Raw genomic sequence first — 26,935 nt, 5'->3', positions numbered from 1 at the left:
CGGGCCGACGGCGACATCGGGCATGACGCGCACTCACCATGCGTACACATCCGGGCACGCTCCGAACCGCCAGTAAGGCCGTGCATCACCTAGGGGTGATATTGGCATATCCGCGATGTTATATGGGCGTATGCATCAGCTGATCGGGCGTATGCGGTCCTGGCGTGGACTGCCCACCGTCGCGGGCCAGGTCTTCCTCCTGCAGGCCATTTTGATCCTGGCGCTTGCGGCAGCGGCGGTCGCCGCCCTGATGTTCCAGTACCGGGGCGACGCCGAGCGCGAGGCCCGCACCCGGTCACTGGCCGTCGCCTCGGCAGTCGCCGCCTCCCCCACCGTGCGACAGGCGTTGTCCCGCGCGAATCCGACCGTCGTACTTCAGCCGCAGGCCGAAGAAACCCGCCGACGCACCGCCGTGGACTTCGTCGTCGTGATGAGTCCCACGGGCATCCGCTACACCCATCCGAACCCCGCGCAGATCGGCCGGCGGTACATCGGCAACATCACGGCAGCGCAGCACGGCGGGATCGTCACCGAAACGACTGCCGGGACACTGGGCCCCTCGGTCCGCACCGTCGTTCCCGTCACCACACATGACGGGAGGGTCATCGGCCTCGTCTCCGCGGGCATCACGGTCAAGCAGGTGAGCCTGGCAGCCGAGCGACAGGTGCCCCTCGTCCTGGCGGCGACCGGAATGGTGCTCTCGGCGGCCACGGGGGGAACAGCACTGATCAGCAGGCGCCTGCGCCGTCAGACACACGGCCTCGGCCCGACGCAGATGACCCGCATGTACGAGCACCACGACGCCGTTCTGCACTCGGTACGGGAAGGCGTTCTGATCGTCGATGCCCACGGTCGTCTGTTGCTGGCCAATGACGAAGCACGGCGCCTGCTCGGGCTGAGGGCCGACGGAGACGGGCGGCCCGTCACGGATCTGGGACTCGAACCAAAGGCCGAGCAGCTTCTCCTGTCGGGCAGGGCGACCACGGACGAAGTCATCGAGGTAGGCGACCGACTCCTGGCCGTCAGCCAACGCCCCATGGCGCAGCGGCCCGGGCTGGGAGGCTGGGTCGCCACGCTGCGCGACACAACCGAACTCAGCGCACTGATGGGCCGGGTGGAAGTGGTCCAGGAACGGCTCACACTGCTGTACGACGCCGGTATACGCATCGGCACCACCCTCGACGTGACCCGCACGGCCCAGGAACTGGCGGCGTTCGCCGTGCCCAGGTTCGCCGACTACGTCACCGTCGACCTGGTCGATACCGTGCTGCGCGGCGACGAACCGAGCCCATTGCGTGCAGCGGAACTACGTCGCGTCGCAGTGGACGGCATACGCAAGGATGCGCCGCTCTATCCTCCCGGTGGGCTCATCCATTTCGACCCGTCAACACCACAGGCATCCGGCTTCGGCTCCGGGCAGATCGTGTTGGAGGCCGACCTGGCGGCCTTCTCCGGCTGGCAGGCTCAGGAACCCGACCGAGCTCGCAGACTGGTGGCATACGGAATCCACTCCATGATCGCTGCTCCCCTGCGTGCCCGCGGAGTGATTCTCGGCGTGGCGACATTCTGGCGTTCGAAGGAGCCGACACCGTTTTCTCAGGAGGACCTCTCGCTCGCGGAGGAACTGGTCGCCCGCGCGGCGGTGAGTATCGAGAACGCCCGTCGCTTCACCCGCGAGCACGCCACGGCGATCACGCTGCAACGCAGCCTTCTGCCGCACGCGCTCCCCGAGCAGAGCGCGGTCGACGTGGCCCACCGCTATCTTCCGGCAGAGGCAGGCCTCGGCGGTGTCGGCGGTGACTGGTTCGACGTCATACCCCTCCCCGGAGCCCGCGTCGCCATCGTGGTGGGCGACGTTGTGGGACACGGACTGCACGCCGCCGCCACCATGGGACAACTGCGCACCGCCGTCCACAACTTCTCCACGCTCGACCTGCCACCTGACGAACTGCTCTGTCACCTGGACGAAGTCGTCACCCGCATCGACCAGGACCGGGACGGCGACGGTGAAGCACCGACACTCACGGGCGCCACCTGCCTGTACGCGATCTACGACCCGGTCTCCCGTCTCTGCACCATGGCCAGGGCGGGCCACCTGGAACCCATCATCGTGCGCCCGGACGGGCATGCGGACCTGCCCGGCGTACCGGCCGGCCCTCCGTTGGGGCTGGGAGGACTGCCCTACGAAAAGAAAGAGATACTTCTGCCCGAGGGCAGCTCCATCGTCCTCTACACCGACGGCCTGATCGAAGACCGGCAGCGTGACATCGATCAAGGCATCGAGCTCCTGCGGCGTGCTGTTGCACACGCCGGGCAAACGCCGGACCAGGTGTGCCGTGCAGCGATGGATGCCATGGTCCCCGTAGCGCCACGCGACGACGTGGCCCTGCTCGTCGCCGGCACTCGGCTGCTCGACGGCGATCGCACCGCGTCGTGGGACGTACCGTCCGACCCCTCGGCCGTTGCCGACGTGCGTGCTGCCGCCGCCCGGCTCCTGGACGACTGGGACATGAAAGAGGAAGCGTTCACCCTGGAGTTGATCCTCAGCGAGCTGGTCACCAATGCCATCCGGCACGCAACCGGCCCGATCGGTGTGCGCCTGATCCGCGACCGCAGCCTCATCTGCGAGGTCTCCGACGGCAGCAGCGTCTCTCCGCACCTGCGCCGAGCCACCACCATGGACGAAGGCGGCCGGGGCCTCTTCCTGGTGGCCCAGTTCGCCGACCGCTGGGGTACTCGCTACACATCCGGCGGAAAGGTCATCTGGACGGAACAGCAGCTCTCCGCAATCGACCAGCCCACCGCACAAGCCCCGCCCAACACCCCACCGCCCGCCTGATCCAGCCCCGCCTCGCGGCTGCCCGCGACCTCCTCTGCGCCCCGACCGTGCAACCGGCGCCGCAAGCGCAACGCTGTAGGTTCTCGCGGCTCAATGGAGTCCGGTGCCGTCGGACGGCCGGATCGTCAAGCCAGCCTCGCTGCCGGCCTCGGCGATGACCCCAAGCAACTGACCAGACCGCCCGGGCAACAGCTCGACGGCACCCTCGCCGCACCGCCGTTCCCTCCCCTGCCCCCACATCCGTGGCACGAGACACGGCGCACCGCGCCCATCAGCGAGGACCGGCTGCCGCACCCTCGGCCTCGACCAGGGCACCACTCGTTCCGCCACTCATCGCGCAGCCGGCGTACCGCGGCGACAGCCCGTACGGCTTTCTCGGCGAGTGCCGGCACCTGATCGAGGACGTAGCCGAGTACGAGCACGCACCCACCGAGCGCCGCCACCGCGGCGGTTGCCCAACCGACCGTTTCCAGGCGTCCGACGTACCTTCCGTGAAGGGGGTCGGTTCGCTGACGTCGTGACCGTTGATCAGGCCCGTCGTGTGCCCGCCGGAACAGATCAGCCTGCTCGGCCTGCATCGGCGACAAGCCGGGTGTCTGCGACTTCGCGCTGCCCATCGCCGCACTCTGCACCAGGCGTGGGTCCAGGACCTCGCGCCCGCCTTGCAATCCGGGCATTTCGGCCTGGATGGTCCGTCACATCACCGAAGCCCGGGGGCTTGGGCTTGAGTACGGTCTCTCGTTCCTGTCTGCCGCTGGTGCGGCAGGGTCGCGCCGCCTGCCCACCCCGTCCCCGTCGTGCGGCGGGGGCGGGTGGTGCGGGTCTTTGGGTCGGCTCCACGAGGCTTCGACACCTTGGCGGTGTCCTGATCTGCGGCCACTCCGGTACCAGTGGGTGCTGTTGTTGCCGCGAGGGCGGCGAGGTTGCGGGCCGCGTTGTCGTCCCGGTCGATGACCAGGCCGCAGGCGTCGCATGCGTAGGTCCGCACGTGCAGCGGCAGTTTGGCTTTCACCGCGCCGCACCCGGAACAGGTCTTGGAGGAGGGGAACCAGCGGTCGGCGGCCACGACGCGGCAGCCGTTCCTGCGGGTCTTGTAGGTGAGCCGACGGCGGATCTCCCCGAACCCGGCGTCGGCGATCCGGCGGGCCAGGCGCCGGTTGCGGAGCATCCCGGCGACATTGAGGTCCTCGACCACGACGGTGCCGCCGGGCTCGACGCGGATCGTGCCGGTGGTGAACCGGCAGGACAGACGGGCTTTGCGTTTCGACCGCCGCAGGGACACCAACGGACGTCGGCTCAGGTGCACATGAGGCGGCATGCCGCACCGCGACCGCGCTGCGGTCGTCACCGTCTCGGTCCCGCGACGGCGTAGGCCGCGGTGCCGGCAACCGCGAGGACCAGGGCCGTCCAGGTGCCCGCTGTCGTGCCGGACGGCACCAGCATCCAGCTCGCCACCTGCATCGGCGCACTCGTCGGGGGCGGGGCCAAGAACGAGAACGAGAGCCAGGCGAACGGCAGCGTCCAGGCGTACTGGCCGCCCGCGAGCACGGCACCCAGGGCGACCAGTCCCATCAGACCCGTGCTGTCCCGGACGACGAACGCGGTGGTGGCCATGTCCTCGCCCATCGCCTGCACGGTCAGCAGCACCGTGCCGACGACCGCGCCGCAGAGCAGCACGTGTGCCGCTCTGCGGGGCACCCAGCGGATCGCGGCCGTCCGGTCCAGCGCGAGGTCCTGCCCGCTGAGCCCGATCGAGGCTGCCATCGCCCCCGTAGCGAGGACGAGCACGGGCAGCCGCGGATCACCCGGCCTCCCACCGCCGTCCCGGGCGAGTGCCCCCACCGCCACCGCGCTGATCACCACCGCGGCGAGCGAGGCGGGTACCTGCCGCGAGCGCGCGTACAGCGTCAGCCATCTCACCGGGACGCACCGCCGTTCAGCGCGGCGAACGCGTCGCCCTTGCAGGAGAGCGCGGCGGCGCGCATCGCGTTGATCCGCGAGAGCTGCTCGGCCCGTGGAAGCGTCTTGAGTTTCGTCCACACCGGGCGGGTCTCGGATTCGACCTCGCGGCGCAAACTTGCCGACAGGGTGCCGGGAAGCGGCCTGAGGTCCCCGAGGACCCAGCCCACCGCGACGGTCTGCGCGAATTCATCTCCCCCAAAGCTGCTCCAGCCGACGGGGGTGCACCCTGGCACCATGCCTTTGGCGATCAGGGCCCGGGTCAGCTCCTTGCCCTTCGCGGAGGCGACGATGTCGTCGTCGAAGTCGAAGAGCACGGTCGTACCCGACCACTGGGGCGTGGACCCTTCCGGCAGTACGGCGGTGTTCTCCCGGACCGAGACCGGCGCCTGGCTGCCCAGAGCGCCACGCAGCAGGCGCAGCGCCTCCTTACCGGGACCCGCGAGGTCGGCGAGTCGCGCCTGTTGCGTCTTCGTCACGCACACCGGGCCGTCGCACACCAGCTCCGCGGCGGATTTGTCGACGACATAGATCCGGCGCGGATCGGAGGGAAGGACGAGCAGAGCGATGACCGCGCCCGCCAGGACGGGCGTCAGGGCGAGCAGCCGGGCGCGCGGGGTCGCGGCGACCAGCAGGGCGAAGCCGGTCGCGGCCATGGCGAGCAGCCAGATCGTCTGCCCGACGTGCACGGAGACGGAGAGCGTGACGAGTGCATCGCGCACCTCCTGCACCGCCGGTGACAGCAGGGAGACCTGGTTCGGCTCCGTGCTCGGGAGTCCCGTCGCCCTGGTCGTCTCCGTCCGGCCCAACGACATCTGCATGAGGGCCGTGAACACGAAGGCGCCCATGGCCAGCGCGGGCGGGGTGAGCACGGACGGCAGGGCCCGCCCGGCCCCCATGCCCAGCGTGGCCCCCGCGACGAGAGAGAGTGCCGCTACCAGCGAGATCGGCAGCCACCCGAGGTGCGTGTACTCGGTGTTGGCGACCACTTGGACCGCGCCCACGAGGACGAGGAGCGCAAAGGCCGAGGCCAGCGTGATCGCCGTCGCGCCCGCCAGCGTGGCCGCGCGGTGCCGGGCGGGTCGCGGCGTGCTCGTCAGCAGCTCGGACATCTTCGAGCGGTGGTCGCGCAGGCCCTGCAGCGCCCCGAGTCCCACGGCGAGCGGCCACAGGTAGAACAGCACGGAGCGGGTCCACAGGGCCATGGACGTCCACTGGGCCGTCCACGCCGTGGTGCCCGTCCACCACGATCCGGGAATCAGGTACAGGAACGCCAGCGCCGTCGTCAGGACCACGGCGCCGGCCCACGGGGCGACGGAGCGCTTCAACTCGATACACAGGACGCGGACGTTCACCAGGTGCCCCTTCCCTGCTCGGGATTGAGCAGCATCGCCGAGTAGCCGCGCTCCAGCGGGCTGTCACCCACGTGCTCGGGGCCGCCCACCGAGGCCAGCTCGTCCGGAGGACCCTGGAAGACCAGTCGCCCCTCGGCGAGGAGCACCACGTTGGTGCAGGCGGCGGCGACGTCCTCCACCAGATGGGTCGAGACGAGCACGCAGGTGTCCGTACCCAACTCCTGCAGCAGCTCACGGAAGCGCAGCCGCTGCGCCGGGTCCAGGCCGGCCGTCGGCTCGTCCAGCAGCAGGATCGTAGGGTCGTTGACGATGGCCTGGGCGATACCGACCCTGCGCACCATGCCGCCCGAGAGGGCTTTCATCCTCTCGTCGGCGCGGTCCGCCAGACCCACCCTCTCCACGGCGCGCTGTACAGCGGCGGGGATGTCCGCCTTGGGCACCTCCTTCAGCCACGCCATGTACTCGACGAACTCGCGCACCGTGAAGCGCTTGTAATAGCCGAACTCCTGCGGCAGGTAGCCGATCCGGCGGCGCAGCGACCGGTGCTCGCCCAGGCCGCCCGCGGACTCGCCGAGCAGCTCCAGGGTGCCCTCGGTGGGGCGCAGTACGGTGGCCAACGTCCGGATGAGGGTGGTCTTGCCCGCCCCGTTGGGGCCGAGGAGGCCGTGTACGCCGGTGCCCAGCGACAGGTCGAGCCCGTCGACGGCCATCCGGTTCCTGCCGACCCTGACCTTCAGCCCGGTCGCCTGGATCTCCCAGGCGTAGGCCGTCGGTGCGATGCCGGCCGCGCTTACCGCGGACATGATGTGGTGTTCCTTTCCGATGGTCATCGATGGGCTCCCAGCACGGAGTACGCGCCCCTGCGTGCGATCACGACAGCGGTACCGAGCGCGAGGACCAGTCCCCACACGGGCAGGCTGCCCGTCTGCAGGGCGAAGGTCGTACGGCTGGTGGCCAGGGTCGGCGCCACGACCGCGGCGGCCCACACGGCCGCCAGCGCGACAGCGGCGCGGGTCACGCCCACGACACCGCCGAGCGCCAGGGTCGTCGAGGTGAAGGCCAGACAGGGCAGCAGCCACTGCGCGGCCGTCACATCGGTCACCCATCCGGCCACCAGCAGCGCGGGGATAACCACGGCGAGCACGGACGCGGTGCGCCGCAGCACCAGGTACAGTCCCGCCCTCGGCGCGGAGGCCGTCAGCTCGTACGCCGGGTCCAGGCCTCGCGACCACGACGCCGCGACGCCCAGGACGGGCAGGATCGGGGCGAGCAGCAGCACCAGCGACACCTCGCCGGAGCCGGTGTCGACCAGGTCGAGCAGGAGCGCGAGCAGTGTCACGCTCACGACCATGGCCAGCCACGGCACCATCGTGGGCGTCATCCACCTCGACAGCCACGCCGACCAGCGCCGTTGGCGCGGCATCGTGGCAACCACGGCCAGCTGGGGTTCGAGGCCGGACCAGACGGTGCCGACCAGCGCCGCCACGGCGGGCGCCTCGGCAGTGACGGCGGCCGACAGCCGGTCACGGCACACCCCGCACGCCTCCAGATGGGCCTCCAGGGCCCACATCTCGTCGGCGGCGAGGTCCGTGCCACCGCGTGCGTATCCGTCGATGATCCGCATCGACGCGTGTTCCACGCTCATGCCAGCGCCTCCCTCATTGCGATCCGGGCCCGGCGGGCACGGGTCTTGACCGTGCCCTCGGGCAGCCCGAGCAGGACCGCGGTCTCCCGGACGGACAGCCCGTCGAGCACCATGGCCTGCAGTACCTGTCTGAGTTCCGGCGAGAGGCGCCGCAGCGCGTCGCCGACGTCACCGCCGACCGTCGTCGCGAGTGCCTCCTCCTCGGCGGCGGGCGCCGCGTCGGGGAGAGCGGCGGCCGCCGGCGGCTCGGCGTGGTGGGCCCTGCGCCGGAAGGCGTCGACGAGGCGGCGTGCCGCGATCGTCCACAGCCACCCGGCGGCCGTCCCGCCCGTCGAAGACCCCGCGAACGCGCCCGCCGCACGCCACACCGCCAGATACGTCTCCTGCATGACCTCCGCGACGATCTGCTCGTCGGCGCAGCGCCGGCGCAGCCGCAACGCCATCCACGGCGCTGTGCGTCGGTACAGCTCCTCGAACGCCGCGCGGTCACCCCTGGCCACCAGCCGCACGAGACGCTCCTCGTCCAGCGCGCGCGGTGCCTTCCTGACTGATCTCACACCGGCTAGACGCCCGAGCCGGGCCGCAGGTTTTCCCCCAAAGTGATCCCCGCCACATGCGGGAGAACCCGTGGGCTCCCTCAACTGATGTTTCGCCATTACGCAACGGTGGCTTCGCCGGCCTGGAGGGTCTCGCTGAAAAGGGCGGAGGTGGCTTGAGCTGCGGTGGCTTCGGTCATCCGAGCAGCGTCGGAACGCGGTGATCACGCCTTCGATGGAGATGACCCATCGGGAGCACCGAATGCTCGCTCTCCCCCATGAGCGTTCGGTTGTCCCCGGTGGGCCGAGCCAGCCGTAACAGAGCAGACAGCTGTCCTCGAACTGCTGTGCTTCGCCAGCGAGTTGGGCACCATGGGTTCGACGGCGGGCAAGAACGTCCTCGATGTCGTCGACGGAGGTGGCATTGACGGCCGCCAGGCCGACGTCGACCACAGCGGCGATCCGGGCCCGGGCCGCCCGGCCCGGCGCGATCAACCGCCTCCAGCTCGACGACCTCGACATCGACAACCGTTGGCTCATGGTCGACGGCCGCGTCCGGACCCTGGACAAACTCACGCTGCAGGCCGCCCCGCCTTGCTGAAGCACCGGCGACGGCACTGGCCCAACACCGCCAACCCGCACCTGCTGATCAACGAGCGGGCCCCACTGGAGACCGGCCCCAGCAAGTGAAACTCGCTCGACCTGGTCACCTCCTTGCGGAGATCCTTTGGGCATGGAATTCCTCTGCTACCACCGCGACCGGCCCGGCTCTCTGCCGCTGCGCGACGAGCTACTGGAAGAGCATTGGTCCTACATGGACCAGTACGCGAAGGAGATGATCGCCCGGGGCCCAACCCTCGCCGATGACGGCGACACGCCCACCGGAAGCGTGCACATCCTCGACCTGCCCGATCCCGCCGCCGCCCGCGCGTTCGCCTTCGAGGAGCCCGGCTACCAGACCGGCGTGTACCGGGACGTGCTGCTGCGGCGGTGGCGCAACCTGCTGGGGCGCACCATGTGGGACTTCCCCGGCGGCCGGACCGGCGGCAACCGGTACCTGGTGCTCGGCCTCGGCACCGGGCAGGCCGCCGACCTCGCGGTGCCGCCCGACCGGGAGCTGATCGCCTACGGGCCGCTGCTGTCCGACAACGGCGCCACCTGGCTGGGCACGGCGGCGCTGCTCCGGGCGCCGGACCCGGACACGGCACGCGCCATCCTGACCCCAGACCGGTACGCCGACATTGAGGTGCACAACTGGCAGTTCGGCGGGCGGCCGTCATGACCCGAGGACGTCCAGGCCGACTCGCCGCCGAAGCCCTTTGGATCGCACAGCATCCTCGTGTTTCACGCGAACTCACGGATGCATCGGCCTGACACACACCGGTGGACCTGTGGGTTCGCGCTGAAGAACCCTTGGTTTCCCTGAACCCACGGGGATCAACGGATTCTGGTGGCTTCCAGCGAAAAACAACGCTGCGCGGTTGGCCTTGGACGGCCGCGCGTCAGGAGGAGACGGCCCCTGAGGATCAACGGCCGGAAGATCTGGCGCCAAGCCGGTGTTCGACGGTCGACGTCCGGCCGATGGTAGTCCGTGTAGGCCTTCGGCAGAAGTTCTACCTCGGCGCTCACGACGGCACCCTCCTGGTCCTCGGATCGCCGGCCCGGCTCGTCCGGGGCTGCCGTCACAGGCTCAGCAGCAGGTCCCGGACCGCGGCGGGCTGGGAGAGGAACGGGTGGTGGCCGGCCTCGAGTTCGACGACGCTGCCGGCCCGGCGGGCGAACTCGCGCTGTAGGCGCGGCGGGGTGCCGCGGTCCTGAGCACAGACGAGGTACGTCGAGGGCACCTGCTGCCATGCGGCCGCCCCCACCGTCTGCCCGGTCACCCGCAGGCTCTGCCGGGCGAGGTGGCCCGCCGCCCGCGCCTGGACCTCGGGGTCGCAGTCCTGCAGGAACGTGTCCACGAGTAGCTCGGGGCGAACCCCGAACGTGCCGGCGTCGGGGTCGACGTCGAGGAACGGGGCGGGGCTGCCGTCCCCGAACTCCGAGAGGCTCTGCCCGACCTCGGGCAGGTAGCTGGAGACCAGCAGCAGGTGGCGCACCGACCCGATTCCCGCGGCGGCTTCCGCGGTGATGATGCCGCCGTAGCTGTGGGCGACCACGACGGTCGGCTCGTCGCTGTCCTGCAGCGCCTGCCGCACCGCGGCAACGTCCTCGGACAGCCCCGGGCCGCCGATGCCGCCGGGCAGGCCCGCCTCGCCGCAGCTCGGTAGCGCCGGGGCCACGCTCGACACCCCTCGCTCCTGCAGCAGTTCGGCGGTGCGGTGCCACCACCACGACCCGTCCCGCACGCACGCCCCATGCACGAACACGACCCTCATCACTTCCTCCACGTCTGCCTCGAATGCCTTTCGATCAACGGTAGACGTAGCCGCCGTTACGTGAAAAAGTCGCGCCGTGGGCAGACGACCGCAACCGCACATCAAGGAGAGGCTGCTCGACGCCTGCGCTGATCACGCCCTCGCGCACGGCCTCCCCGACCGCCTCGAGCCGCTGGCCACCGCCACCGGCACCTCAGCCCGCATGCTGATTTATCACTTCGGCACCCGCGACGCCCTGCTGCGGGCCGTCCTCGGACGCGCGCGGCAACGCCAAATCGACACATTCGGCGACCTCCTGCGGGTGCGACCCGACGAGCCCTACACGGCCACCCTGGATCGCGCCTGGACCTCCATCACCGGCCCGGACGGGCGTCCGTACCTGCGGATGTTCGGTCAGCTGCGCGAGAGCGCGGAGCAGCAGTTGTGGCCCGACTTCCGGCGCACCGCGACGACCGACTGGCTCGGGCCGCTCGAGGACGGCCTGCGCAGCATCGGTCGGCCGGAGCTCGCGACGCTCGTTCTCGCTGTCATCCGTGGTCTCCTCATGGACCTCGACGCCACCGGCGACACCACCCGCACCGACCGGGCCTTCCGCGACTTCCTCGAGGCAGTCGAGCGCCTTTCCAGCGGCTCCCGCTCAACCGCTTACGACGTGGTGCGCGAATGACGTCGGAACGTGCTGGCCTGGTGGACTGTCTGGTGGTGATCAGCAGGCCGTGCACCGGACGGGCACCAGTTCGGTGCTCGTCCGGTGCCGGGCCGGTCTGCGGGCGGCGCGGTCGGAGACCAGCCGTCGATGGCGGCGTGGGTCTCGGGGTGGTACTCGCGCCGTCCGGTGTGCCGCCGCAGCGGGCACCACTTCTTCTCTTCTCCGATGACATGCTCCACGCAGATCCGGCGGGAGGATGGGCGTCGGCGCTGCTCGCGCCAGGCATGGCGCTCGCCGAGCGGGGCGTCATCCTTCGGCTTCTTCGGCGGGGCGCTGACCTGGTCGGGGAACTCGTTGGTCAGTCCTCGGTAGCCCTCGTCGGCCTCGGCGTTCACCTTCGGGTGCAGGCCGAACTGCTCGGCGATGCCCTCGGTGCGCACGGCGGACTTGCACTTCGGTTCGGTCGACGCGCAGGTCGACTCCCTCGGCCTCGGCATAGGCGAAGACGTCGGCCAGGATTTGCAGCCGCGCGCCGGGCCGCTGCGGGACGGCAAGGCCACGCCGGGCCAGCACAGGACGGATCTCGTGGATTGCACGGGTAACGGTGGGCCGGGTCACTCCGTACAGCTCGGCCAGCGCTGCATGCGGCAGCTGCAGCCGCAGGTAGTCCAGGGTGATCAGCCCCCGGTCGAAGAAGACCAGCTGGTGATTGGGCCCGGCACCGGCCGCCCGCTGACGGTTGCGGCCGCGTCGTTCGTGAAGCGCAGACTCGCGCTGTGCCGCCCACGGGCCAGCCACTTCCTCGATCAAATCGCCGAGATGCGCACGATCAAGACCGCAGAAGGCAGGATGGAACAAGGCCGCGCGGGCCGGGAAGGACGTCACAATCCACTCAACCTGCGCGGCCGTCGGCATGTCACGTCCGACTCCGCGCTACCGCGTATCGCGTCGTTAGGCTCAGAGACATGACTATTCTGCGGATGGACAACGTCGCCATCGTCGTCGACGATCTGGACGCGGCTGTCGCCTTCTTCACCGAGCTCGGCATGGAGCTGGAAGGCAAGGCGCAGATCGAAGGCCTTTATGCGGACCGCACGGTCGGACTCGAGGGCGTCCGGAGCGACATCGCGATGATGCGCACCCCGGACGGCCACAGCAAGCTGGAGCTGACCAAATACCACACCCCCGCGGTATCCGACGCCGAGCCGCGGAACCCTCCGCCCAACACGCTGGGCCTGCATCGCGTCATGTTCGCCGTCGACGACATCGACGACACCATCGCCCGCCTGCGCGCCCACGGCGCCGAACTCCTCGGCGAGGTAGCGCAGTACGAGAACATCTTCCGGCTCTGCAACCTCCGCGGCCCCGCAGGCATCATCGTCGCCCTAGCCGAACAGATTGGCTGACGCGGGCCTGCCGCGCGGAGCATGTAGACGGTCAGCTTCGCCATGACGCATCCGAGACAGGGGCGGTGCGGGCTGCTGCGCGAGCCCGGGGATTCCGCCGGCGGACGGTTGTCGGGAGCGGGGAGGACTTCGCGGGCCCGGCCGCCCAGCCGCTGGTGCGGAGGGGGAAGTCGGCGTACCGCGGTTCGGCGGCGCCCGTGCGAGCTGGACGAGCGTCTCACGCGGCACGCGACTGTGTTGCACACCGCGGCGCCGACCGTCGATGCCTCCCCCGCCGGGGGCCCGGCCGTTGGCACATCACCCTTCCGCCGATCCGGCTCTCCAAAGCGTGGGTCCAGCCCCGGCGTCGACGAGGGCGCCTGACAACGCAGGCGCACGGACCGGGCCCAGGACGCCGGCCAACACCGCAGCCGCGGGGCGCCGCTCGTCGTGTCGTACGGGCTCGGGCGACGAGGCGCCGACCCTGACAGCCGGCCTTCCCAACCCGAAGGCCCCGCTGGCCGAGGAGAACGTCACAATCCACTCAACCTGCGCGGCCGTCGTCATGTCACGGCCGACCCCGCGCTACCGCGTACGAGTCGTTACTGACTTTGTTGGTGTGATGTCGTCAAGGTGAGGCCGGTTCCGGTGAGGCACCCGTCGATGAGCTTGCTGCGGTATGGGATCTGGCGGAGGCCCTGTCGAAGGGTGCGCATCAAGTGGTCAGGGTTGATGAAGACAGTGTTGGCTTGGCTGCTGCGTCGGAGCAGTGACCAGATGCCCTCGACGGGGTTCAGGTCGGGCGCGTAGGCCGGCAGGAAGTGGCAGGTGATCCATGCGTGGGAGTCGATGAACTCCCTCAGCCTGGCGTCCTTGTTCACGTTCAGGTTGTCCCAGACGAGCTCCATCGGGGCGCCGAGCCGCTGGTGGGCGGTGATCAGTAGATCCCTGTCATCAGTCCAGGTGAAACTGCGTCTGCCGCCCCGTTTGTGATCGACGTGCCGCTTGGGCCGGTAGATCAGACGTGCGCGTTCGCCCTGCTCGTAACAGGCCAGAGCGGCGATCGAGAACCGGCGCTGGGCACGTCCGCGCACCCGAATGACCGGGCGTGCGCCCTCGCCTGGCCCAGGTCCGCGTGGGTGGGCGGCGTCATCGAGAAGCCTGCCTCGTCCTCGAAGCAGACCCAGGCCCCGAGCCCCGCCACGGTGTTTCCCCTGCGGCCAGGTCTCTTTCACCCAGCCGCTCACGGCGTCCTCGCCGCGCTCCACCGCACGACGGGCCGGAACCTGATGGCTGAAGCGTTGACGATGCAGCATCTGCGCGATCGCCGACAAGGTCATGCCTTTGTGGGAACGGCGCCCGATCAGGGTGCTGATACGCGACAGCGTCCAGGTCTGGTCCGGCCAACCGTGCGCCGCCGGCCCCTCGGCCAGATCCCGCTCCAGCACCGCAAACAGCGCCTCGCTCAGCTTGGGCCTGGACACCGGCCCCTGCGACGCCAGGGCATGCTCCCCGCCCTCCTCCCAGGTCCGGCGCCACCGCTGCACCGACCGCACGCTCACACGTAACTCCTTGGCGACCGCTGCATTGCCGTGCCCGACGGCGAGCAGCTCGGCCGCCTGCAACCGAATGCGCTCACGAAACGGCTGCCGCTCCGCGGTCAGCCCGCCCCCTTGCGCATACCTCATTCAACCGGCTTGTCGCAGCAACCACCCCTCGTCAGCTACGACATCACACCAACAACGTCAGTAGCGCTCCCTGAAGCATTGTCAGAACCCGCAGACATTACCCTCCAGCGAAACCGGGCGCTCTCCGGGCTGAGCAACAAACGCTCTCAGGTGCCGGATCTGGCACACATTCCGTAAGGGTGATGCTGATCGCGAGGTCCGCGAGCGAGGGTTGAGTTGGTGGGATGCGGCTCCTTCGTCGTCGATCAGCATTGCCACAGGAAGGCGGCCTGGGTGCAGGGCCCGCAGGCGAAGGCGAACGCCGTGCCGCAGCCGCCGAAGTTCATGGCCGTAGCGTGATCCGGTCCCTCCTCGAACTGCGCGACCAGGTTCATGGGCTGGCTACAGGTGGGGCATGTGGGTGTCTCATCAGCCTGAAGCCATTCGGGCTGCCCGCCGAGCTGTCCCAGGACGTGCCCCAGGCTGTTCCCGCTGCGGTTGCCCCATTCCTCGCGTGCACTGAAGTAGTCGGCGGAAGGCGAGGACACCGGCGACACAGCGTTGACGACCCCGAGGCGGAGAACTCCCTCGCCGTCGTCCGGTTCGGGTGCGGGTATCGGCCGCAGCGTTTCAGAGGGGAACAGCAGGGCGCGGTTACCTCCGGCCGTGGGGCTCCACTCATCGCACATACCGGGATCGTTCTGGCACATGAAGATCGCCATGACATGGCCGGCGTGAGGCGCCCCCACAGGGCCCAGAGGCATTCCTCCCGTGCGCGTGACCAGTGCATCAGGCTCGCCTGGTCCCGCGTAAGTCATCAGCGTCGTCGTCATGGAACCGGACCCTACGACAGCCCACCGACACCTCATGAGGCAAGGGCGGTGAGGAGGACGCGCTTGCGTAGCAGCTGGAGTTGACACAGCCGAACGTCTGGCGCCTGATCATCTGAATGTGCCTCACGCGGCCATCGACGGGTCCGGAGTCCAGTGGGTGGTCAGGCCCTGTCAGACCCTGGAGGACGGCGTCCCAGTCCTACTCCAGGCCGGTGGCGAAGGTGTGCAGGCCGGGCAGGTCTTCGGCACGGGCGGCAGTGAACCAGTCTTTGAGGTGGCCGAAGCGGGCGGTGAGGAACTCGGCGAAGGCTCGGACGAGTCGGCTCGCGGCATCGAGTTCGGGGCAGAGGGCGCAGACTCTGGCCAGCTACTGCCGGTCTTCATCCCGGAGTCTGTCGGGATGGCGCATCATCCATCCGGTGATGTCGCGGACACTTGTGAAGGCCATCGACCCCGGGGCCACCCGCCCCCCACGAGCACCAGCGCGTGCGTGATCCAGCCCACCCACCACAGGTTCACGAGTGTCGTGTCTCGCTCCTGCGCCCACGACGCGGAGCTCGCCGCTCGATGTCGAGGACGATCTGCCGCGGGACAAAGAAGTTGATCACCGGTATGAACCACGCGCCGATCGTCCAACCCCCGACTCGGGACCGAGGCCCGGAACCACACGAGGTGCGGCTGGCCGAGGCGTCGTGCGCCGAAGGCCGCTGCGGCGTTCTCTATGTGACGATCCAGCGCGACGGCGATTACGTGCTCTGGGACGAGTGGCGCAATCCCGACGAGGACGAAGTGGACCTGCCCGCCTCACGCTTTGAGGCTCAGGAGTACCAAAGAGAAGTCAAGCGGGCGACCGCGGACCGCAGCTGGGAATGGCCGGCGCGGATCGTTGCACGGCTGCTGGAACAAGACCTCCGAGAACGCACTGACTGGCTCGCACGGTGGGAGTGCGAACTCGGCGCCCTGTCCGCCTCCTCTTGTCGATCTCGCGGGTCAGCCTTCGGAGGGACGCGGGGCGCGCAGGTGCGCCCGTTCCTTGAGCTCCTCCTCGTCGACCAGCGTGAGCATCGGCTGACCCGGCGCGCACACCATAATCACCACGAACTTGGTCGGTGCGTCCGACAAGGCGTTGCCGTCCTGGTAGTGGATCACGTCACCACCTGGCTCCCAGAACGTCCCACCGGCCTCGACCACACGCTCTGGCTCACCCTCGAGCTCGAACCGGAGCGCGCCCTCCATCACGTAGCCGAACGACGGGCCCGAGTGGCGATGCGGAGGGAGCCCGGGGTGACCGGGAGGCCAATCGACGAGGATGGTCATTCCCGAACCACCTTCGGGAAAGAAGGGCGGAGTGACTTCCTGCAGCAACTTGACTTCGGGCGGCAAGGAGACCTCGTGGGCGCTCCCGTGCTCTGGGTTCTTCGCTGACATGTACCACACCTCCGTAAGCCTGCCCGGACTGGACGATCTTGGGTCGGCCACCGCATTCCGGACCGGTGTACCGACCCACTCGTTCGGCGGTGACCAAGTTCGCCGGTTCCCGGCTCACACAACTCGCGTCGCGATGAGGACATGCCACAGCCCGCATCCGTGACAGGCCGTGTGCCTTCTGCCTCGCCCCAACGGTCTCGACACCACTCTGCCTCCCGTCGGCGGCCGCCACAATCCGGGAGCCAGCGGCATCGAGGCCGCATCGCGCCATGTCATCGGCGGGCATCCAGCGCCGCATCAAGCAGCGTCTGCCCTGTTGTGATCTGACGCGCCGCTCGGGCGCTCGCGCAGGCGGTGCGCCACCATGGGGCTGTCCGAGTGGCAGAACGTCTCAAACTGGCGCGGGAGGCGTGGAGCGATTGCGGATCGCACGGGAGACGGTCGCCGAAGTGCTCGCGGAGATGACCCCGGAGGGGTCGGCGGTGGCCGTCGGTGTCGGGCAGCCGACCGCGGGCGAGCGGGTGGCCTCGGCGTATGCGGGGGCTGAGCGGCAGTTCATCGGGGTACTGACGGTGCCGAACTGGCAGCCCGGGATGGCGCCGGAGGTCCTGCCGCCGGTGTGTAGGGACATCGTGAAGGTCGTGGCGGACACGCCGGGGCCGGTCCGGGCCAAGCAGATCGTGCCGAGGATTGGACTGCCGGCCGAGACCGGGAAGATCGAGGGTACGCGGTCGAAGCTGAAGCGGCTGGTGGAACGGGGACGGCTGGACGAGGACACCCCGGGCATGTTCACTCCGGCCCGTCATCGAAGGGCCGTTTCGCCCAACTTCCGTTAACGGCAGGGCCCTTGCACGCCTACGGTCGAAGGTGCGACCCAAATCGAAGCACCGCCCGCACCGCCGCCATGGGCCGGGCGGGCCGCTGCTTCGGCACGGGTGAAGCCGCCCGCTCAGCCGGCGCGGCCACCAGGGCCTCCTCCTTGGCACGGCGCGCGGCGCCGATCACCTCAGTGCGTTCCTTGATATGGCGTTCCTCCATACCGGATGCCGGGGTCAGGGTGTGTGGGTGGGCCAAGGGATGTCAGTGGCGACTGCGGCGGTGTAGTCGACGCCCGGCACGGAGAATCCGTACAGACGTTGGACTTCGGTGCGGAACCAGGCATGGTCGGCGAGGTCGGCGATGGTGTTGGTGGTGGCGGCCTCCCAGCGTTCGGCGACGGCCGCCTGGACGTCGTCAGTGAGTTCCCAGTTGTCCAGGCGGACCCGACCTTCGTCATCCAGAGTGAGCGGGGCAGCACCGGTGAGCTGGTCCCAGAGGTGGGCGAGCTGGCGTACCGGCGGGACCATGGCCTCGCCAAGGACGCCGCGCAGCAGACCGGTGTACAGCGCGATGCCGGGGATGGCGGTGGACGACTGGGTGACGGCGGCGCCGTTGACGGAGGTCACGGCCCGCCCGCCCACCGTTTTCTCGAGCAGCTCGTTCAGGGTGCGGGCGGTGGCCTCCAAGTGGGCCTTGGCCGCGCCGATGGTGCCCTGCCGGTAGATCGCAGCTGTCAGCGGCGATCCGATGTACGACAGCGCAGCGGTAGCGAAGCCGTCGCCGAGCAGGTCCCGTCCGGCGAGGTGGTCGATCCAGCGTTCCCAGTCCGCTCCGCCCATCACGGCCACGGTCTGCTCGACGTCATCGCCCTCGGCGGGCCCCGTCTCGACCTCGCGGACCTCGGGAACGCCCTGGTCGTCGAAAAGCAGGGTCTTGGTGCGGTTCGCCTGGCCGATCGGTTTGAGGACGGAGGCGTACGTGGTGCCGGTGTCGGGGTCGGTGCGCCGGGGCGCGGCCACCGAGTAGATCAGGTAGTCGAGCTTGCCGCCGAATCGCTGCTCGAGGAGGTCGGCGACCTGGTTCTTCACCGTGTCGGAGAACGCGTCGCCGTTGAGGAAGACCAGATCCCGACCGGCGGTGCGGGCGATGTCGGCGGTGGCGGCGGTGCGGTACCAGCCGGCTGTAGCGGTACGCCGTTCGGTGGGGGCCTTCTCGAAGGACACCATGATGCCGCGGATGCCGGCGCGCTTGAGTCCGGCGAGAGTGGCCGCCAGGCCGTATCCGGCCGAGGAGCCGATGATCAGAGCCACCGGCCCGGCACCCTCCGGCGCTGCGACAGGGGCGGGGCATGCCTGCCACATGTCGGCCACCAACTGCTCGCAGCCCGCCGGGTGGGAGTCGAGGAAGAGGAAGCCCCGGTTGCGGGGGGTGAGAACGCGCTCGCTCACGATTGCAGTCCTTGGTTCGGCTGGAACAGAGATACGGCGACCAGCCGGGCCACCGCTTCCTGCAAGTCTGCGACAGGACGGACACGGACAGAGGCCCCGCCAGAGACAATGATCACGAGCCGGTCTTGGAGTGTTTCCACCACTTCCAGCAGCGCAGTCACTGCGGCCAGGCTCGCCCTTGCCGCCCAGCACTTCACCTACACCCTCCACTGATCCGCCACCGGGCCGGACGGAAGGGAGACGGGGACCTGCCGCCGCTACTAAGCGGGGCCGCAGCGCGGCAGATTGGGGTTTCCCCGTCGTCCAGGGATGCGGATGATGACGACGAGACAGGCTGCCGCCGCCCGCACAGGCGCTACGAGCGTAAAGTCGAGCGCTTCCTGGCCTTCGTCGGCATCGCCAGCGCCCTCATCTACTCGCGTCGCTACACCAACTGAGCTGATCTTTTATTGGTTTGCCGCAGGCCAGCCCGATCGGATAGGAAGCCTGCATGCTGAAGGGCAACAAGGTCGGGCTGAGGGCCCGGTACGAGGACGACATCCCGGTCCTGCGGGCCGAGCTCTACGACGACGTGGTCAACGGCTCGCGGGCCGAAGGCCGGCCGTGGCGGCCGATCACGCCGGGTTCGAAGGACTCGCGACTCGTAGTGGACGACAAGGAGCAGGGGCTCGTCCCGTTCTCCGTGGTGGAGCTGGACGGCGGCACGCTGGTCGGTACCGCGACGCTGTGGGGCATCGACCATCACAACCGGTCCGCGCACATCGGGTTGGGGCTGCTGCCGTCCTCGCGCGGCAAGGGCTACGGCACCGACGTGGTCGCGGTGCTGTGCCACTACGGTTTCGTCGTGCGCGGCCTGCAGCGGCTGCAGATCGAGACGCTGTCGGACAACGACGCGATGCTGCGCGCCGCCGAGCGCAACGGCTTCGTCCGCGAGGGTGTGCTGCGCTCCTCGGCCTGGGTGCTGGGCGAGTTCTTGGACCAGGTGCTGCTCGGACTCCTCGTCCAGGACTGGAAGCCGGACTCGAAGGACTAGCCGCCGCCTGACGGCCAAGGGCGGGCAGCGGAGCCGACATGGACGGCCGAGAGCCAGAACGAACCGGTCACTCAGTCGCTCCACGCCCTTGGCCACTCTTTCCGCGAGAGCGCCGACCGTCTGGGCATCACGCCGACCGCAAGTGCCTGTCGGCATGCCGGGTTGCACAGAGCCGAGTCCCGGCGGGCCGGTGCCCGTCAGCTTTGGGTGACGTCATCGGATGTTGCGCGGGCCAAGGTGTCCGCCACCGTTGTGCAGGCGAGCCGGGTCACGGAGCGCAGCTCGGCGTCCGAGGCGCCGGCACGGCTCAGTACGGCCAGCGACTGGTTGACAGCGACGACGAACGTGGCGAGCTCGTCGAGCGTTCGGCTGTCGGCCGAGGAGTCCGCCAGTGCCCTATGTACCCGCTGGCGCTGTAGGTCGAGCAGGCCACGCACCTGCACGCTGTTCTCCTCCTTCAGCGTCAGTGACTGCGCGGCGGACTGGGCGATGAGGCACCCCACGGGGACCGACGGGTCGGCGATGCGGCCCAGGATGACGTCGAAGAACGCCTCGACCGCGCGCACCGGATCACCGGGATGCGCCGCGAGCGCCTGCTCGTACTGCGCGCCGTAGATCGACGCATAGCGGTCGAGGCACTTGCCGAACAGGGCGTCCTTGTTGCCGAAGGCGCCGTAGAGGGAGCCGCGGCCGAGGCCGGTGGCCGAGCCGAGGGCATCGAGCGAGGCGTCCGCGTACCCGCGCTGCCAGAACACCCGCATGGCCTGGTCCAGGGCCGCATCGATATCGAACTGCTTTCGGCCGGACACAGCGTCCACCTCCTCCTTCATGTTCTTGTCACGTCTCTGCCGTGAGCCTACCCGCATCTTGGATCGATCGGTCGAGTCATCTTTGACCGATCGATCCAAGATGGTTAGCGTGAGGGTCCTGGTTCTCGCACTCGAAAGGGGGCACGATGATCGACGACATCGCGTCAGACGTCCGCGCACAGGCTGTTCCGTCCGTCGACGGGCGTCGGGCGCGCGCCGGGTTCTGGCTCGTGGCCGCGGTGTACACCCTGGTCATGCTGGGTGGGACGCTGCCGATGCCGCTGTACGCGCTCTGGGCGCCACGGATGGGCTTCGGGCCCTTCACCACAACGCTGGTCTTCGCCGTCTACGCCTTGGGGACCGTGCTCGCGCTGATGGCGTTCGCGTCGCTGTCCGACCGTGTGGGCCGCCGCCCCCTCCTGACTGCCGCCGTACTCGCCGCGGCCACGAACACAGCGCTGTTCCTCCTGGCCGACGATGTCGGAACCCTGCTGGCGGCACGGTTCCTGTGCGGGACAGGTACCGGTGTCTTCACCGCCACGGCGACCGCGGCGCTGGGTGAGCTCGCCGGAGCCGAGCACACCCGACGGGTGTCGACCGTCTCCACAGCGGCGAACATGGGCGGGCTGGGGCTGGGCACCGTTGCCGCCGGCCTGTTCGCGCAATACGGGGCGAACCCCACGCACCTGGTGTTCTGGGTCTACCTCGCCAGCCTGGTCCCAGCATTCCTGGCCGTCATCGTCACCCCGGAGAGGGTCACGGCCAGGCAGCGCCCCGCGACGTCGGTGCGCCGCCCGACCATTCCCGACGGGCGGGCAGCACGGACCGAGTTCCTGCGGGCCGCCACGGCCGTTCTCGTCGCGTTCGCGGTCAGCGGACTGTTCTCGTCGTTGGTGCCTTCCTTCCTCCGTGAACAGTTGCGCGTCCACAACGTCGCAGCTGTCGGCGCAGAGGTCGGGCTGCTGTTCATCGTCGCCCTGATCGCGCAGGTGGCCGCTCCGGAGCGGTGGATCACCGGGCGCCGGCCGGCTCCGGCATTCCTCGTAGCGGGCGTCGCGGTGTTCGAGGCCGGGCTGCGGCACGGTCACTGCCGACGTTCGCTGCCGGAACGCTTCTGGCGGGTACAGGCATCGGCCTGGCCTTCCGCCGCGGTGTCGGGGTCGCCCAGCGGCTCGCCGACCCGCGGCGCAGGGCGGATCTGCTCGCCACGTACTTCCTGTTCGCCTACACCGGCACGATCGTGCCTACGCTGGCCCTCGGACTCCTCGACCAGACCATCAACCAGGACGTCGCCACCCTGATCCTGGCCGTCGCCGTCGTTGCGACGACCCTCGCGAGCACACTCAGCCGTCCCACCACCGCCATTGCCTGAGCGACCGCCGCGCTGAGTAGCTCCGCCCCTCTCCTGCCTGCTCCATGAAACCCCGTCAAGTCCCGCGACAAAGAACTGGCGTACTGCAGCCACCGCGTACCCGAGTAGCTCTGCGTCCTCCGCACTCCCATGGCGGTCTCCGACTGAATACCTCAGGAGAGTCCATAAGGGCGCTGAACACCATAAACATGTGATTTGTGGTGCAGACGTACGGCATCTACGGGGCCACAGTGGGCGCTGCGGGCCTGCGCGCGTCGGGCCGACAGGACACGGATCTCAAGCACCATGCTCGCCACTCGCGTCGCGTTCACCACGCTCGCGGGCCTCGCCCTCGGCCGGCACACCGAACCAACACACCCAACACCGATGGAGGAAAAATGACCGACCCTGCCGCTATCACCGCCCGCCTCCGCGACAACCCGGTCCGCGATCTACCACTGCACGACCTGGCCGGCTTCACCCACCGCTGGGTCGACACGGGCGGCGTCCGGCTTCATGCGGTCGAGGGAGGTCAGCCGAACGACCCAGCCGTCGTGCTGCTCGCTGGATTCCCGCAGACCTGGTGGGCATGGCGCAAGGTGATGCCCGACCTGGCCGACCGATTCCACGTCATCGCGATCGACCTGCCAGGCCAGGGCCACTCCGAACGCCCGCACGGCAGCTACGACACGCACACCGTCGCCGCGTACGTCCACGCCGCGGTGAAAGCGCTCGGAGTTTCGACATACTGGCTGGCCGCCCACGACATCGGCGCGTGGGTCGCCTTCTCCCTCGCGTTGAAGTACCAGAGCCGGCTGCATGGCGTCGCACTCCTCGACGCCGGAATCCCCGGCATCACACTCCCCGACACCATCCCGACCGACCCCGAGGTGGCGTGGAAAACTTGGCACTTCGCATTCCATCTCGTGCCCGACCTGCCCGAGACACTGCTCAGAGGCCGCGAACGCGAGTACGTCGACTGGTTCCTGAAGGCCAAAACCCTCTCCCCCGACACCTTCGACGACGCCGAGATCGAGCAATACGCCGCGGCCATCGCCGCTGACGGCGGACTCCGTGCTTCCCTGGCCTATTACCGAGACGCCGCTGCATCGGCGCGAAAGAACCACGAGGCCCTTGAACAACAGCACCTGACAGTGCCGGTTCTCGGGATTTCCAGCAGCCACGGCTCCATCCCCGACATGGCAGCCTCCCTCAGGCCGTGGGCCGACAACGCGACCGGGATCGTCGTGCCGGACGCAGGACACTTCATCCCGGACGAACAACCCGACGCCGTCGCTGCCGCCCTGGCCGACTTCATCACTCAAGGCGCCTGACACGGGCCAACCCCCGCTGCCAGGCGACCTGCCCGTTCCGGCTCACCACGAACTCGCCGAACGCGACTCTCACTCCCGAGTGGGAGGAGCGACGACACATCCGGCCTCGGCGATCCGGCGTCGACGCGGGCTGCGACTGAAAGCCGCTCACCTCGGATGCTCCAGGGGCGGGTGACCAGCCAGGTCCCCCATTACCGTCTTCCTCGGCCCCGCAATGGAGTTCCCGGCCTCCGGGCCCGGCATGATTGCTCCCCCCCCTGTTGATCACGACAATGCCGTTGCTTTTGGTGGTTACTGCCATCTGTGGTTCACCGTGATGACGGCTGATGGGCGGCGGTGGCTAGCAGGTTCGTCGGGGGCCTTGCCGCTGAACGGGGTGATCGACGACTTCAGTTTGCGGGGGCAGTCGCGTGAGCGTCGTCGTGGCAGGAGAGACCAGCGGATCTCGGCAAGGCCGAGCAGACGGTCATGATTTCGGGCTGAGGGGGGAAAAGCCGCACGGCGCGATCACCGAGCGGCGGACCACATGCAGGGCCCGGGTAAACGATGTCCGATCGGCGGAAGTCTGCGCGATCCGGGCCACCTCGTTGAGCAGGTCGCGGGTCGCGTGGTGGACGATCAGGTGGGCATAGATCTCCTGCCTGACCCCGTCCGGAGTCTGCGATCGCAGGACCGGTCTGCCGCGCTGGTGAGTCTTGATCTCGTCGAAGACGATCTCGATCTCCCAGCGCCGGGCATACAGGGTGGCGAGTTCGGCGGCCGGATACTCCTCATGGTCCGTCAGGCTGGTGACAAGCCGGATCACGTCCGCCTGGCCGTCGACGCGGTACTCAATCACTCTCACCAGAGCTGGTGGAGCTTTGACGGTTCCGGCAGCCTTGGCGTGCTTGTTCGCCTGGATCCGGGCCAGGTAACTTCCGTCCGGCAGGACGTCCTGGACCCTGCGGGCGGCCCGCCGCTCGATCCTCCACAGCAGGTGGGCGCCCCGGTCGCGAAAGCGGTGCCAGCGGGCCAGGCCCCAAAGTCCGCGGTCGGCCAAGACCAGTGTCCCGGCCCCGATATGGGCTTCCAGTTCGTCGGACACGATCCGCTCGGAGTCCTTCCAGCCGCCGATCACCGCGTCCAGTACCGCGTGCGACGAGCACTCCGACACCGCGACCACCCGGGCCTGCGGATAGCCCATCGGACTGCGTTGCGAGCCGGACTTGCCGAACGTTTCCCGGTTGCCGGGCGAGTCGGGGACGGCCAGCAGCATTCCGTCCAGGGCCAGGACCCGTAGCCCGTGGAAGAGTTCCGTCCTGTGGCCCAACGGTCGGGCCACGGCCCGGAACAGCTCTCGCATGACCGGCCAGCCCAGCCTCTGCCTCGCACGCGTCAGAGATGACTTGTTCACCCCCGCCCAAGGCCGAAGCGTCGGCTCGCCGGCCTTCACCAGCCGCAGGACCTCCAGGTAGTCGGCCTGCGGAAACAGGCACAGTGCGAGCACGAAGTACACCGTGAACCGGGCCGACAGCACACGTCGGCGTTTCTCCGCACACCCAGCCTCGGCAACGACCCGGTCCACCAGCTCAGCAGGACACGACCGAGTCAGGATGCCCAACCCCAGCCGCTCCAGACGCGACACCAACACGCATGGCTCAACACCACGCACACCCCAAAAGCAACGGCATTGTTGATCACGATCTGGGGGGGGTGGTGTCACCGGCGCCCGGAGGCACTGGCAGACCGCTGATTAGGGGCATGACCACCGGTTCCTCTGGGACTTGGGAGGCTCATCGGGATCCTCGATCCGAGGTGAACAGCCCTCCCGACGCGGCAATAAGCAGCCTTCCGCCGCCCTCGCCGACCCGGCATCGAGGGCCTACTACGACATGAAGATCGCTCAGCGCAAGCACCACACCCAGGCCCTGCTCTGCCTCGCCCGCCCTCGGGCCGACGTGCTCTTTGCGATACTCCGCGACGGCACCTTCTACGAACCGCAGCCGGCGTCCGTGGTCATCTGACCGGCGGTTCAGCCAAGAGAACGACCCGATCGGCTTCCACATCGAACCCGAGCACCGAATGCCCACCATCACCCTCCGGATCCATCAGCACCGGCTTGCCCAGCCGTCGCCCGATCGCCCGCAGGAAGCCGCAGAACACATCGAGTCGGTCCTGTCCCTGCAGCTCCCGCAGATCAACGTCGAAGTCGATCTCCTCCGCCGCATAGAAGCGGAAGATCGCCAGCACATCGGCTGGCGGCCAAACTCGCAGCTCCGGGCACTCGGCATCAGCCGGGCGGGACAACACTGCTTCTGCCCGGGGCACGGGCATCACGACCTCGCCCTCGGAGTACTGGCACTTCCAGCCGCTCGCGCTGATCAGGTCGAGGACCGCCTGCCAGTCCTCCACCGAGGCGTCAGGGACACGCACGTCCGGCAGCGACCCCATCTCATCAAGGTCGAAGAAGTACTCGACGTCATCCCACAACAGATCAGACACCTCGCCATGTTGCCCGGCTCCGATCCTCAACGCAGCCCGATTTCCTTGACGAAAGCCGTGGGGGCACCCCCCGCTGCGACCGCAAGTGCCGCCAGCCGGCGTTCGCCCTGACCCCGGCAGGCCGCGCACAGCCCGCAGTTCATCCTCGTAGTCAACATGATCGCAACTCACAGATCGGCAAGCCACGTTCCAAGTGCCTCTGCCGAAGAGCGCCGCCGAAAGGGAAACACTCATGGCACATGCAGATCGCATCGACGTCCACACCAACGTCGTGTCACCGTTCTGGGGCGAGGCATTGCCGAGTCATGGTGGAGACCCGTCGGGGTGACGGAACGCGTACGCACCGATGAGCACGCCGGCGTCGGTCTCGGCCTTGCCATCGTGCACAGCATCGTCCGCGCCCACGACGGGACCCTCGACCTCGTCCCCCGCCCCGCCGGAGGTCTCCTCGTCACGGTCCGGCTTCCCGGCACACCGTAGGCAGGAGAGGCCTTTGGGCTCGTTCCGCAGTTAGCGATCAGCCTCAACGATCTCGTGCATGGTTGACGGTCGGGCCTCGCGTCGAGCACGCCCTGTCCCGGCTGAAGAACGCTGCGTGACCGAACCCCGAGTAAGTCTGACGACACCTACCTCCTTCTCATAGCCCGGGTCCTCGTCATCGCGACCATCGACGATCTGCCCCCGTCGGACGTCGTCGTCATCAACCGCGGTTTCCCTGACGGTGATCCAGCCGTGGTACTCGAAAAAAACCGCCGGACAGAACCTGGTGTCACCGCGACGGTCATGCTGCTGGTGACACTGGTCCAGGTAACGGTCATCAGCGGGCGCGCCTTCGACATCGACGACGTCATCCCCAACACCAGTGGCGTGCTGGTGGGTTGTGTCTGCTGTTGGGCCGGTGGCTGAGGCCTGGCGGTGCGCTCCCGCCGTCGCGTCCGCGACCGGCGCGACTCCCAGGCAGCCTGAGCCGAACCCGAAGTGCTGGT

The 26,935-nt window shown here is 68.9% G+C and carries 27 protein-coding genes and 4 pseudogenes; 13 read left to right on the top strand and 18 right to left on the bottom strand.

Translation table 11 applies throughout. The features are described from left to right. The first annotated feature begins 130 nt into the window (after positions 1 to 130). A complete protein-coding gene (locus tag AAFF41_RS48870; protein ID WP_343326115.1) occupies positions 131 to 2,839 on the top strand; it encodes a SpoIIE family protein phosphatase in 2,709 nt (902 codons plus the stop codon). A gap of 700 nt (positions 2,840 to 3,539) precedes the next feature. Here AAFF41_RS48870 and AAFF41_RS48865 read toward each other — a convergent pair. Genes AAFF41_RS48865 through AAFF41_RS48840 form a run of 6 tightly spaced genes read right to left on the bottom strand, consistent with a single transcriptional unit; the run spans position 3,540 to position 8,355 of the window. Continuing rightward, positions 3,540 to 4,157: an RNA-guided endonuclease InsQ/TnpB family protein gene (locus tag AAFF41_RS48865; protein WP_343326114.1), complete on the bottom strand. Its 618-nt coding sequence runs from the start codon at positions 4,155 to 4,157 to the stop codon at positions 3,540 to 3,542. 26 nt (positions 4,158 to 4,183) lie between these two features. Next, positions 4,184 to 4,759 carry a hypothetical protein gene (locus tag AAFF41_RS48860; RefSeq protein ID WP_343326113.1) on the bottom strand — a complete coding sequence of 192 codons (576 nt, stop codon included), beginning with the start codon at positions 4,757 to 4,759 and terminating at the stop codon, positions 4,184 to 4,186. Then, positions 4,756 to 6,153 carry a hypothetical protein gene (locus AAFF41_RS48855; protein WP_343326112.1) on the bottom strand — a complete coding sequence of 466 codons (1,398 nt, stop codon included), beginning with the start codon at positions 6,151 to 6,153 and terminating at the stop codon, positions 4,756 to 4,758. Before AAFF41_RS48855 ends, AAFF41_RS48860 begins: the two co-directional genes overlap by 4 nt. Next, a complete protein-coding gene (locus AAFF41_RS48850; protein ID WP_343326111.1) occupies positions 6,150 to 6,983 on the bottom strand; it encodes an ABC transporter ATP-binding protein in 834 nt (277 codons plus the stop codon). The genes AAFF41_RS48855 and AAFF41_RS48850 overlap by 4 nt, the downstream gene beginning before the upstream one ends. After that, positions 6,980 to 7,798 (bottom strand): zf-HC2 domain-containing protein, encoded by an 819-nt coding sequence (locus tag AAFF41_RS48845; RefSeq protein ID WP_319754111.1) that lies wholly within the window; start codon positions 7,796 to 7,798, stop codon positions 6,980 to 6,982. Before AAFF41_RS48845 ends, AAFF41_RS48850 begins: the two co-directional genes overlap by 4 nt. After that, a complete protein-coding gene (locus AAFF41_RS48840; protein WP_319754110.1) occupies positions 7,795 to 8,355 on the bottom strand; it encodes an RNA polymerase sigma factor in 561 nt (186 codons plus the stop codon). The genes AAFF41_RS48845 and AAFF41_RS48840 overlap by 4 nt, the downstream gene beginning before the upstream one ends. A 382-nt stretch (positions 8,356 to 8,737) precedes the next feature. On the opposite strand from AAFF41_RS48840, the gene AAFF41_RS48835 reads away from it, so the two are divergent. Both AAFF41_RS48835 and AAFF41_RS48830 read left to right on the top strand, forming a co-directional pair. Beyond that, positions 8,738 to 8,935, top strand: coding sequence for a hypothetical protein (locus tag AAFF41_RS48835; protein ID WP_343326110.1), 198 nt, complete (start codon positions 8,738 to 8,740; stop codon positions 8,933 to 8,935). A 132-nt stretch (positions 8,936 to 9,067) separates the two neighbouring features. Then, positions 9,068 to 9,616, top strand: coding sequence for a YciI family protein (locus tag AAFF41_RS48830; protein WP_319754109.1), 549 nt, complete (start codon positions 9,068 to 9,070; stop codon positions 9,614 to 9,616). Positions 9,617 to 10,016: 400 nt separating this feature from the next. Here the strand turns inward: AAFF41_RS48830 and AAFF41_RS48825 are convergent, their stop codons facing one another. Beyond that, a complete protein-coding gene (locus AAFF41_RS48825) occupies positions 10,017 to 10,712 on the bottom strand; it encodes an alpha/beta hydrolase (protein WP_343326109.1) in 696 nt (231 codons plus the stop codon). A 76-nt stretch (positions 10,713 to 10,788) separates the two neighbouring features. Between AAFF41_RS48825 and AAFF41_RS48820 the strand changes: the two genes are divergently transcribed. Beyond that, the gene (locus tag AAFF41_RS48820; RefSeq protein WP_319754107.1) at positions 10,789 to 11,379 is read left to right on the top strand and encodes a TetR/AcrR family transcriptional regulator; all 591 of its coding nucleotides are present in this window, start codon (positions 10,789 to 10,791) and stop codon (positions 11,377 to 11,379) included. On the opposite strand, the gene AAFF41_RS48815 is transcribed toward AAFF41_RS48820, so the two are convergent. Together AAFF41_RS48815 and AAFF41_RS48810 are read right to left on the bottom strand one after the other, a co-directional pair. Next, entirely contained in the window at positions 11,358 to 11,801 is a 444-nt protein-coding gene (locus tag AAFF41_RS48815) for a hypothetical protein (RefSeq protein WP_319754121.1), read from the bottom strand. The two genes, AAFF41_RS48820 and AAFF41_RS48815, sit on opposite strands and share 22 nt — an antisense overlap. Positions 11,802 to 11,976: 175 nt before the next feature. Beyond that, positions 11,977 to 12,276 (bottom strand): annotated as a pseudogene (locus AAFF41_RS48810) (transposase family protein); the annotation flags it as partial. A gap of 50 nt (positions 12,277 to 12,326) precedes the next feature. Between AAFF41_RS48810 and AAFF41_RS48805 the strand changes: the two are divergent. Further along, positions 12,327 to 12,767 carry a VOC family protein gene (locus AAFF41_RS48805; protein ID WP_319754106.1) on the top strand — a complete coding sequence of 147 codons (441 nt, stop codon included), beginning with the start codon at positions 12,327 to 12,329 and terminating at the stop codon, positions 12,765 to 12,767. A gap of 581 nt (positions 12,768 to 13,348) precedes the next feature. On the opposite strand, the gene AAFF41_RS48800 is transcribed toward AAFF41_RS48805, so the two are convergent. The 4 genes from AAFF41_RS48800 to AAFF41_RS48785 all read right to left on the bottom strand — a co-directional run bounded on the left by AAFF41_RS48800 (position 13,349) and on the right by AAFF41_RS48785 (position 16,674). Then, positions 13,349 to 14,434, bottom strand: coding sequence for an IS630 family transposase (locus AAFF41_RS48800; RefSeq protein ID WP_343326108.1), 1,086 nt, complete (start codon positions 14,432 to 14,434; stop codon positions 13,349 to 13,351). A 245-nt stretch (positions 14,435 to 14,679) separates the two neighbouring features. After that, positions 14,680 to 15,246: a hypothetical protein gene (locus AAFF41_RS48795; RefSeq protein WP_343326107.1), complete on the bottom strand. Its 567-nt coding sequence runs from the start codon at positions 15,244 to 15,246 to the stop codon at positions 14,680 to 14,682. Positions 15,247 to 15,761: 515 nt separating this feature from the next. Next, entirely contained in the window at positions 15,762 to 15,854 is a 93-nt protein-coding gene (locus AAFF41_RS48790; RefSeq protein ID WP_343326106.1) for a hypothetical protein, read from the bottom strand. Positions 15,855 to 16,236: 382 nt separating this feature from the next. Continuing rightward, positions 16,237 to 16,674: a cupin domain-containing protein gene (locus AAFF41_RS48785; RefSeq protein ID WP_319754103.1), complete on the bottom strand. Its 438-nt coding sequence runs from the start codon at positions 16,672 to 16,674 to the stop codon at positions 16,237 to 16,239. Positions 16,675 to 17,084: 410 nt separating this feature from the next. Here AAFF41_RS48785 and AAFF41_RS48780 point away from each other — a divergent pair, with 410 nt between their 5' ends. After that, entirely contained in the window at positions 17,085 to 17,510 is a 426-nt protein-coding gene (locus AAFF41_RS48780) for a hypothetical protein (protein ID WP_319754102.1), read from the top strand. 216 nt (positions 17,511 to 17,726) lie between these two features. Here AAFF41_RS48780 and fabV read toward each other — a convergent pair whose 3' ends face one another. Then, complete coding sequence (fabV, locus tag AAFF41_RS48775) at positions 17,727 to 18,941, bottom strand: enoyl-[acyl-carrier-protein] reductase FabV (RefSeq protein WP_319754101.1); 1,215 nt, start codon at positions 18,939 to 18,941, stop codon at positions 17,727 to 17,729. Then, positions 18,938 to 19,102: a hypothetical protein gene (locus AAFF41_RS48770; protein ID WP_343326507.1), complete on the bottom strand. Its 165-nt coding sequence runs from the start codon at positions 19,100 to 19,102 to the stop codon at positions 18,938 to 18,940. The genes fabV and AAFF41_RS48770 overlap by 4 nt, the downstream gene beginning before the upstream one ends. Before the next feature lie 168 nt (positions 19,103 to 19,270). Here AAFF41_RS48770 and AAFF41_RS48765 point away from each other — a divergent pair. After that, a pseudogene (locus AAFF41_RS48765) lies at positions 19,271 to 19,378 on the top strand (IS5/IS1182 family transposase); the annotation flags it as partial. 53 nt (positions 19,379 to 19,431) lie between these two features. After that, positions 19,432 to 19,974, top strand: coding sequence for a GNAT family N-acetyltransferase (locus AAFF41_RS48760; RefSeq protein WP_319754100.1), 543 nt, complete (start codon positions 19,432 to 19,434; stop codon positions 19,972 to 19,974). 197 nt (positions 19,975 to 20,171) lie between these two features. Here AAFF41_RS48760 and AAFF41_RS48755 read toward each other — a convergent pair whose 3' ends face one another. Continuing rightward, positions 20,172 to 20,783 (bottom strand): TetR/AcrR family transcriptional regulator, encoded by a 612-nt coding sequence (locus tag AAFF41_RS48755; protein WP_319754120.1) that lies wholly within the window; start codon positions 20,781 to 20,783, stop codon positions 20,172 to 20,174. A 146-nt stretch (positions 20,784 to 20,929) separates the two neighbouring features. Between AAFF41_RS48755 and AAFF41_RS48750 the strand changes: the two genes are divergently transcribed. Continuing rightward, positions 20,930 to 22,084: an MFS transporter gene (locus AAFF41_RS48750; RefSeq protein ID WP_343326105.1), complete on the top strand. Its 1,155-nt coding sequence runs from the start codon at positions 20,930 to 20,932 to the stop codon at positions 22,082 to 22,084. 448 nt (positions 22,085 to 22,532) lie between these two features. After that, positions 22,533 to 23,468 carry an alpha/beta fold hydrolase gene (locus tag AAFF41_RS48745; protein ID WP_319754098.1) on the top strand — a complete coding sequence of 312 codons (936 nt, stop codon included), beginning with the start codon at positions 22,533 to 22,535 and terminating at the stop codon, positions 23,466 to 23,468. Between the two features lie 466 nt (positions 23,469 to 23,934). Here the strand turns inward: AAFF41_RS48745 and AAFF41_RS48740 are convergent, their stop codons facing one another. Next, positions 23,935 to 25,032 (bottom strand): IS4 family transposase, encoded by a 1,098-nt coding sequence (locus AAFF41_RS48740; protein ID WP_257040034.1) that lies wholly within the window; start codon positions 25,030 to 25,032, stop codon positions 23,935 to 23,937. A gap of 211 nt (positions 25,033 to 25,243) precedes the next feature. Here AAFF41_RS48740 and AAFF41_RS48735 point away from each other — a divergent pair. Next, positions 25,244 to 25,471: pseudogene (locus tag AAFF41_RS48735) on the top strand (IS110 family transposase); the annotation flags it as partial. Here AAFF41_RS48735 and AAFF41_RS48730 read toward each other — a convergent pair. Beyond that, positions 25,464 to 25,949, bottom strand: coding sequence for a hypothetical protein (locus AAFF41_RS48730; RefSeq protein WP_319753980.1), 486 nt, complete (start codon positions 25,947 to 25,949; stop codon positions 25,464 to 25,466). The pseudogene AAFF41_RS48735 and the gene AAFF41_RS48730 sit on opposite strands and share 8 nt — an antisense overlap. A gap of 327 nt (positions 25,950 to 26,276) precedes the next feature. Here AAFF41_RS48730 and AAFF41_RS48725 point away from each other — a divergent pair. Continuing rightward, positions 26,277 to 26,429 (top strand): annotated as a pseudogene (locus AAFF41_RS48725) (ATP-binding protein); the annotation flags it as partial. A gap of 303 nt (positions 26,430 to 26,732) precedes the next feature. Beyond that, a complete protein-coding gene (locus AAFF41_RS48720) occupies positions 26,733 to 26,855 on the top strand; it encodes a VanZ family protein (protein ID WP_388417312.1) in 123 nt (40 codons plus the stop codon). Positions 26,856 to 26,935: the final 80 nt, after the last annotated feature.

The sequence above is a fragment of the Streptomyces mirabilis genome (assembly GCF_039503195.1).
Classification (GTDB): domain Bacteria; phylum Actinomycetota; class Actinomycetes; order Streptomycetales; family Streptomycetaceae; genus Streptomyces; species Streptomyces mirabilis_D.
The sequence above is the reverse complement of the archived record's forward strand: the minus strand, read 5'-3'. Positions and strand labels throughout refer to the sequence as shown.

Excerpts from the sequence above, each read along its gene's own strand:
- AAFF41_RS48870 (WP_343326115.1), top strand. The coding sequence starts at position 131 with ATGCATCAGCTGATCGGGCGTATGCGGTCCTGGCGTGGACTGCCCACC.
- AAFF41_RS48865 (WP_343326114.1), bottom strand. The coding sequence starts at position 4,157 with ATGCCGCCTCATGTGCACCTGAGCCGACGTCCGTTGGTGTCCCTGCGG.
- AAFF41_RS48850 (WP_343326111.1), bottom strand. The coding sequence starts at position 6,983 with ATGACCATCGGAAAGGAACACCACATCATGTCCGCGGTAAGCGCGGCC.
- AAFF41_RS48845 (WP_319754111.1), bottom strand. The coding sequence starts at position 7,798 with ATGAGCGTGGAACACGCGTCGATGCGGATCATCGACGGATACGCACGC.
- AAFF41_RS48835 (WP_343326110.1), top strand. The coding sequence starts at position 8,738 with ATGTCGTCGACGGAGGTGGCATTGACGGCCGCCAGGCCGACGTCGACC.
- AAFF41_RS48830 (WP_319754109.1), top strand. The coding sequence starts at position 9,068 with ATGGAATTCCTCTGCTACCACCGCGACCGGCCCGGCTCTCTGCCGCTG.
- AAFF41_RS48825 (WP_343326109.1), bottom strand. The coding sequence starts at position 10,712 with ATGAGGGTCGTGTTCGTGCATGGGGCGTGCGTGCGGGACGGGTCGTGG.
- AAFF41_RS48805 (WP_319754106.1), top strand. The coding sequence starts at position 12,327 with ATGACTATTCTGCGGATGGACAACGTCGCCATCGTCGTCGACGATCTG.
- AAFF41_RS48800 (WP_343326108.1), bottom strand. The coding sequence starts at position 14,434 with ATGAGGTATGCGCAAGGGGGCGGGCTGACCGCGGAGCGGCAGCCGTTT.
- AAFF41_RS48795 (WP_343326107.1), bottom strand. The coding sequence starts at position 15,246 with ATGACGACGACGCTGATGACTTACGCGGGACCAGGCGAGCCTGATGCA.
- AAFF41_RS48785 (WP_319754103.1), bottom strand. The coding sequence starts at position 16,674 with ATGTCAGCGAAGAACCCAGAGCACGGGAGCGCCCACGAGGTCTCCTTG.
- AAFF41_RS48760 (WP_319754100.1), top strand. The coding sequence starts at position 19,432 with ATGCTGAAGGGCAACAAGGTCGGGCTGAGGGCCCGGTACGAGGACGAC.
- AAFF41_RS48750 (WP_343326105.1), top strand. The coding sequence starts at position 20,930 with ATGATCGACGACATCGCGTCAGACGTCCGCGCACAGGCTGTTCCGTCC.
- AAFF41_RS48745 (WP_319754098.1), top strand. The coding sequence starts at position 22,533 with ATGACCGACCCTGCCGCTATCACCGCCCGCCTCCGCGACAACCCGGTC.
- AAFF41_RS48720 (WP_388417312.1), top strand. The coding sequence starts at position 26,733 with ATGCTGCTGGTGACACTGGTCCAGGTAACGGTCATCAGCGGGCGCGCC.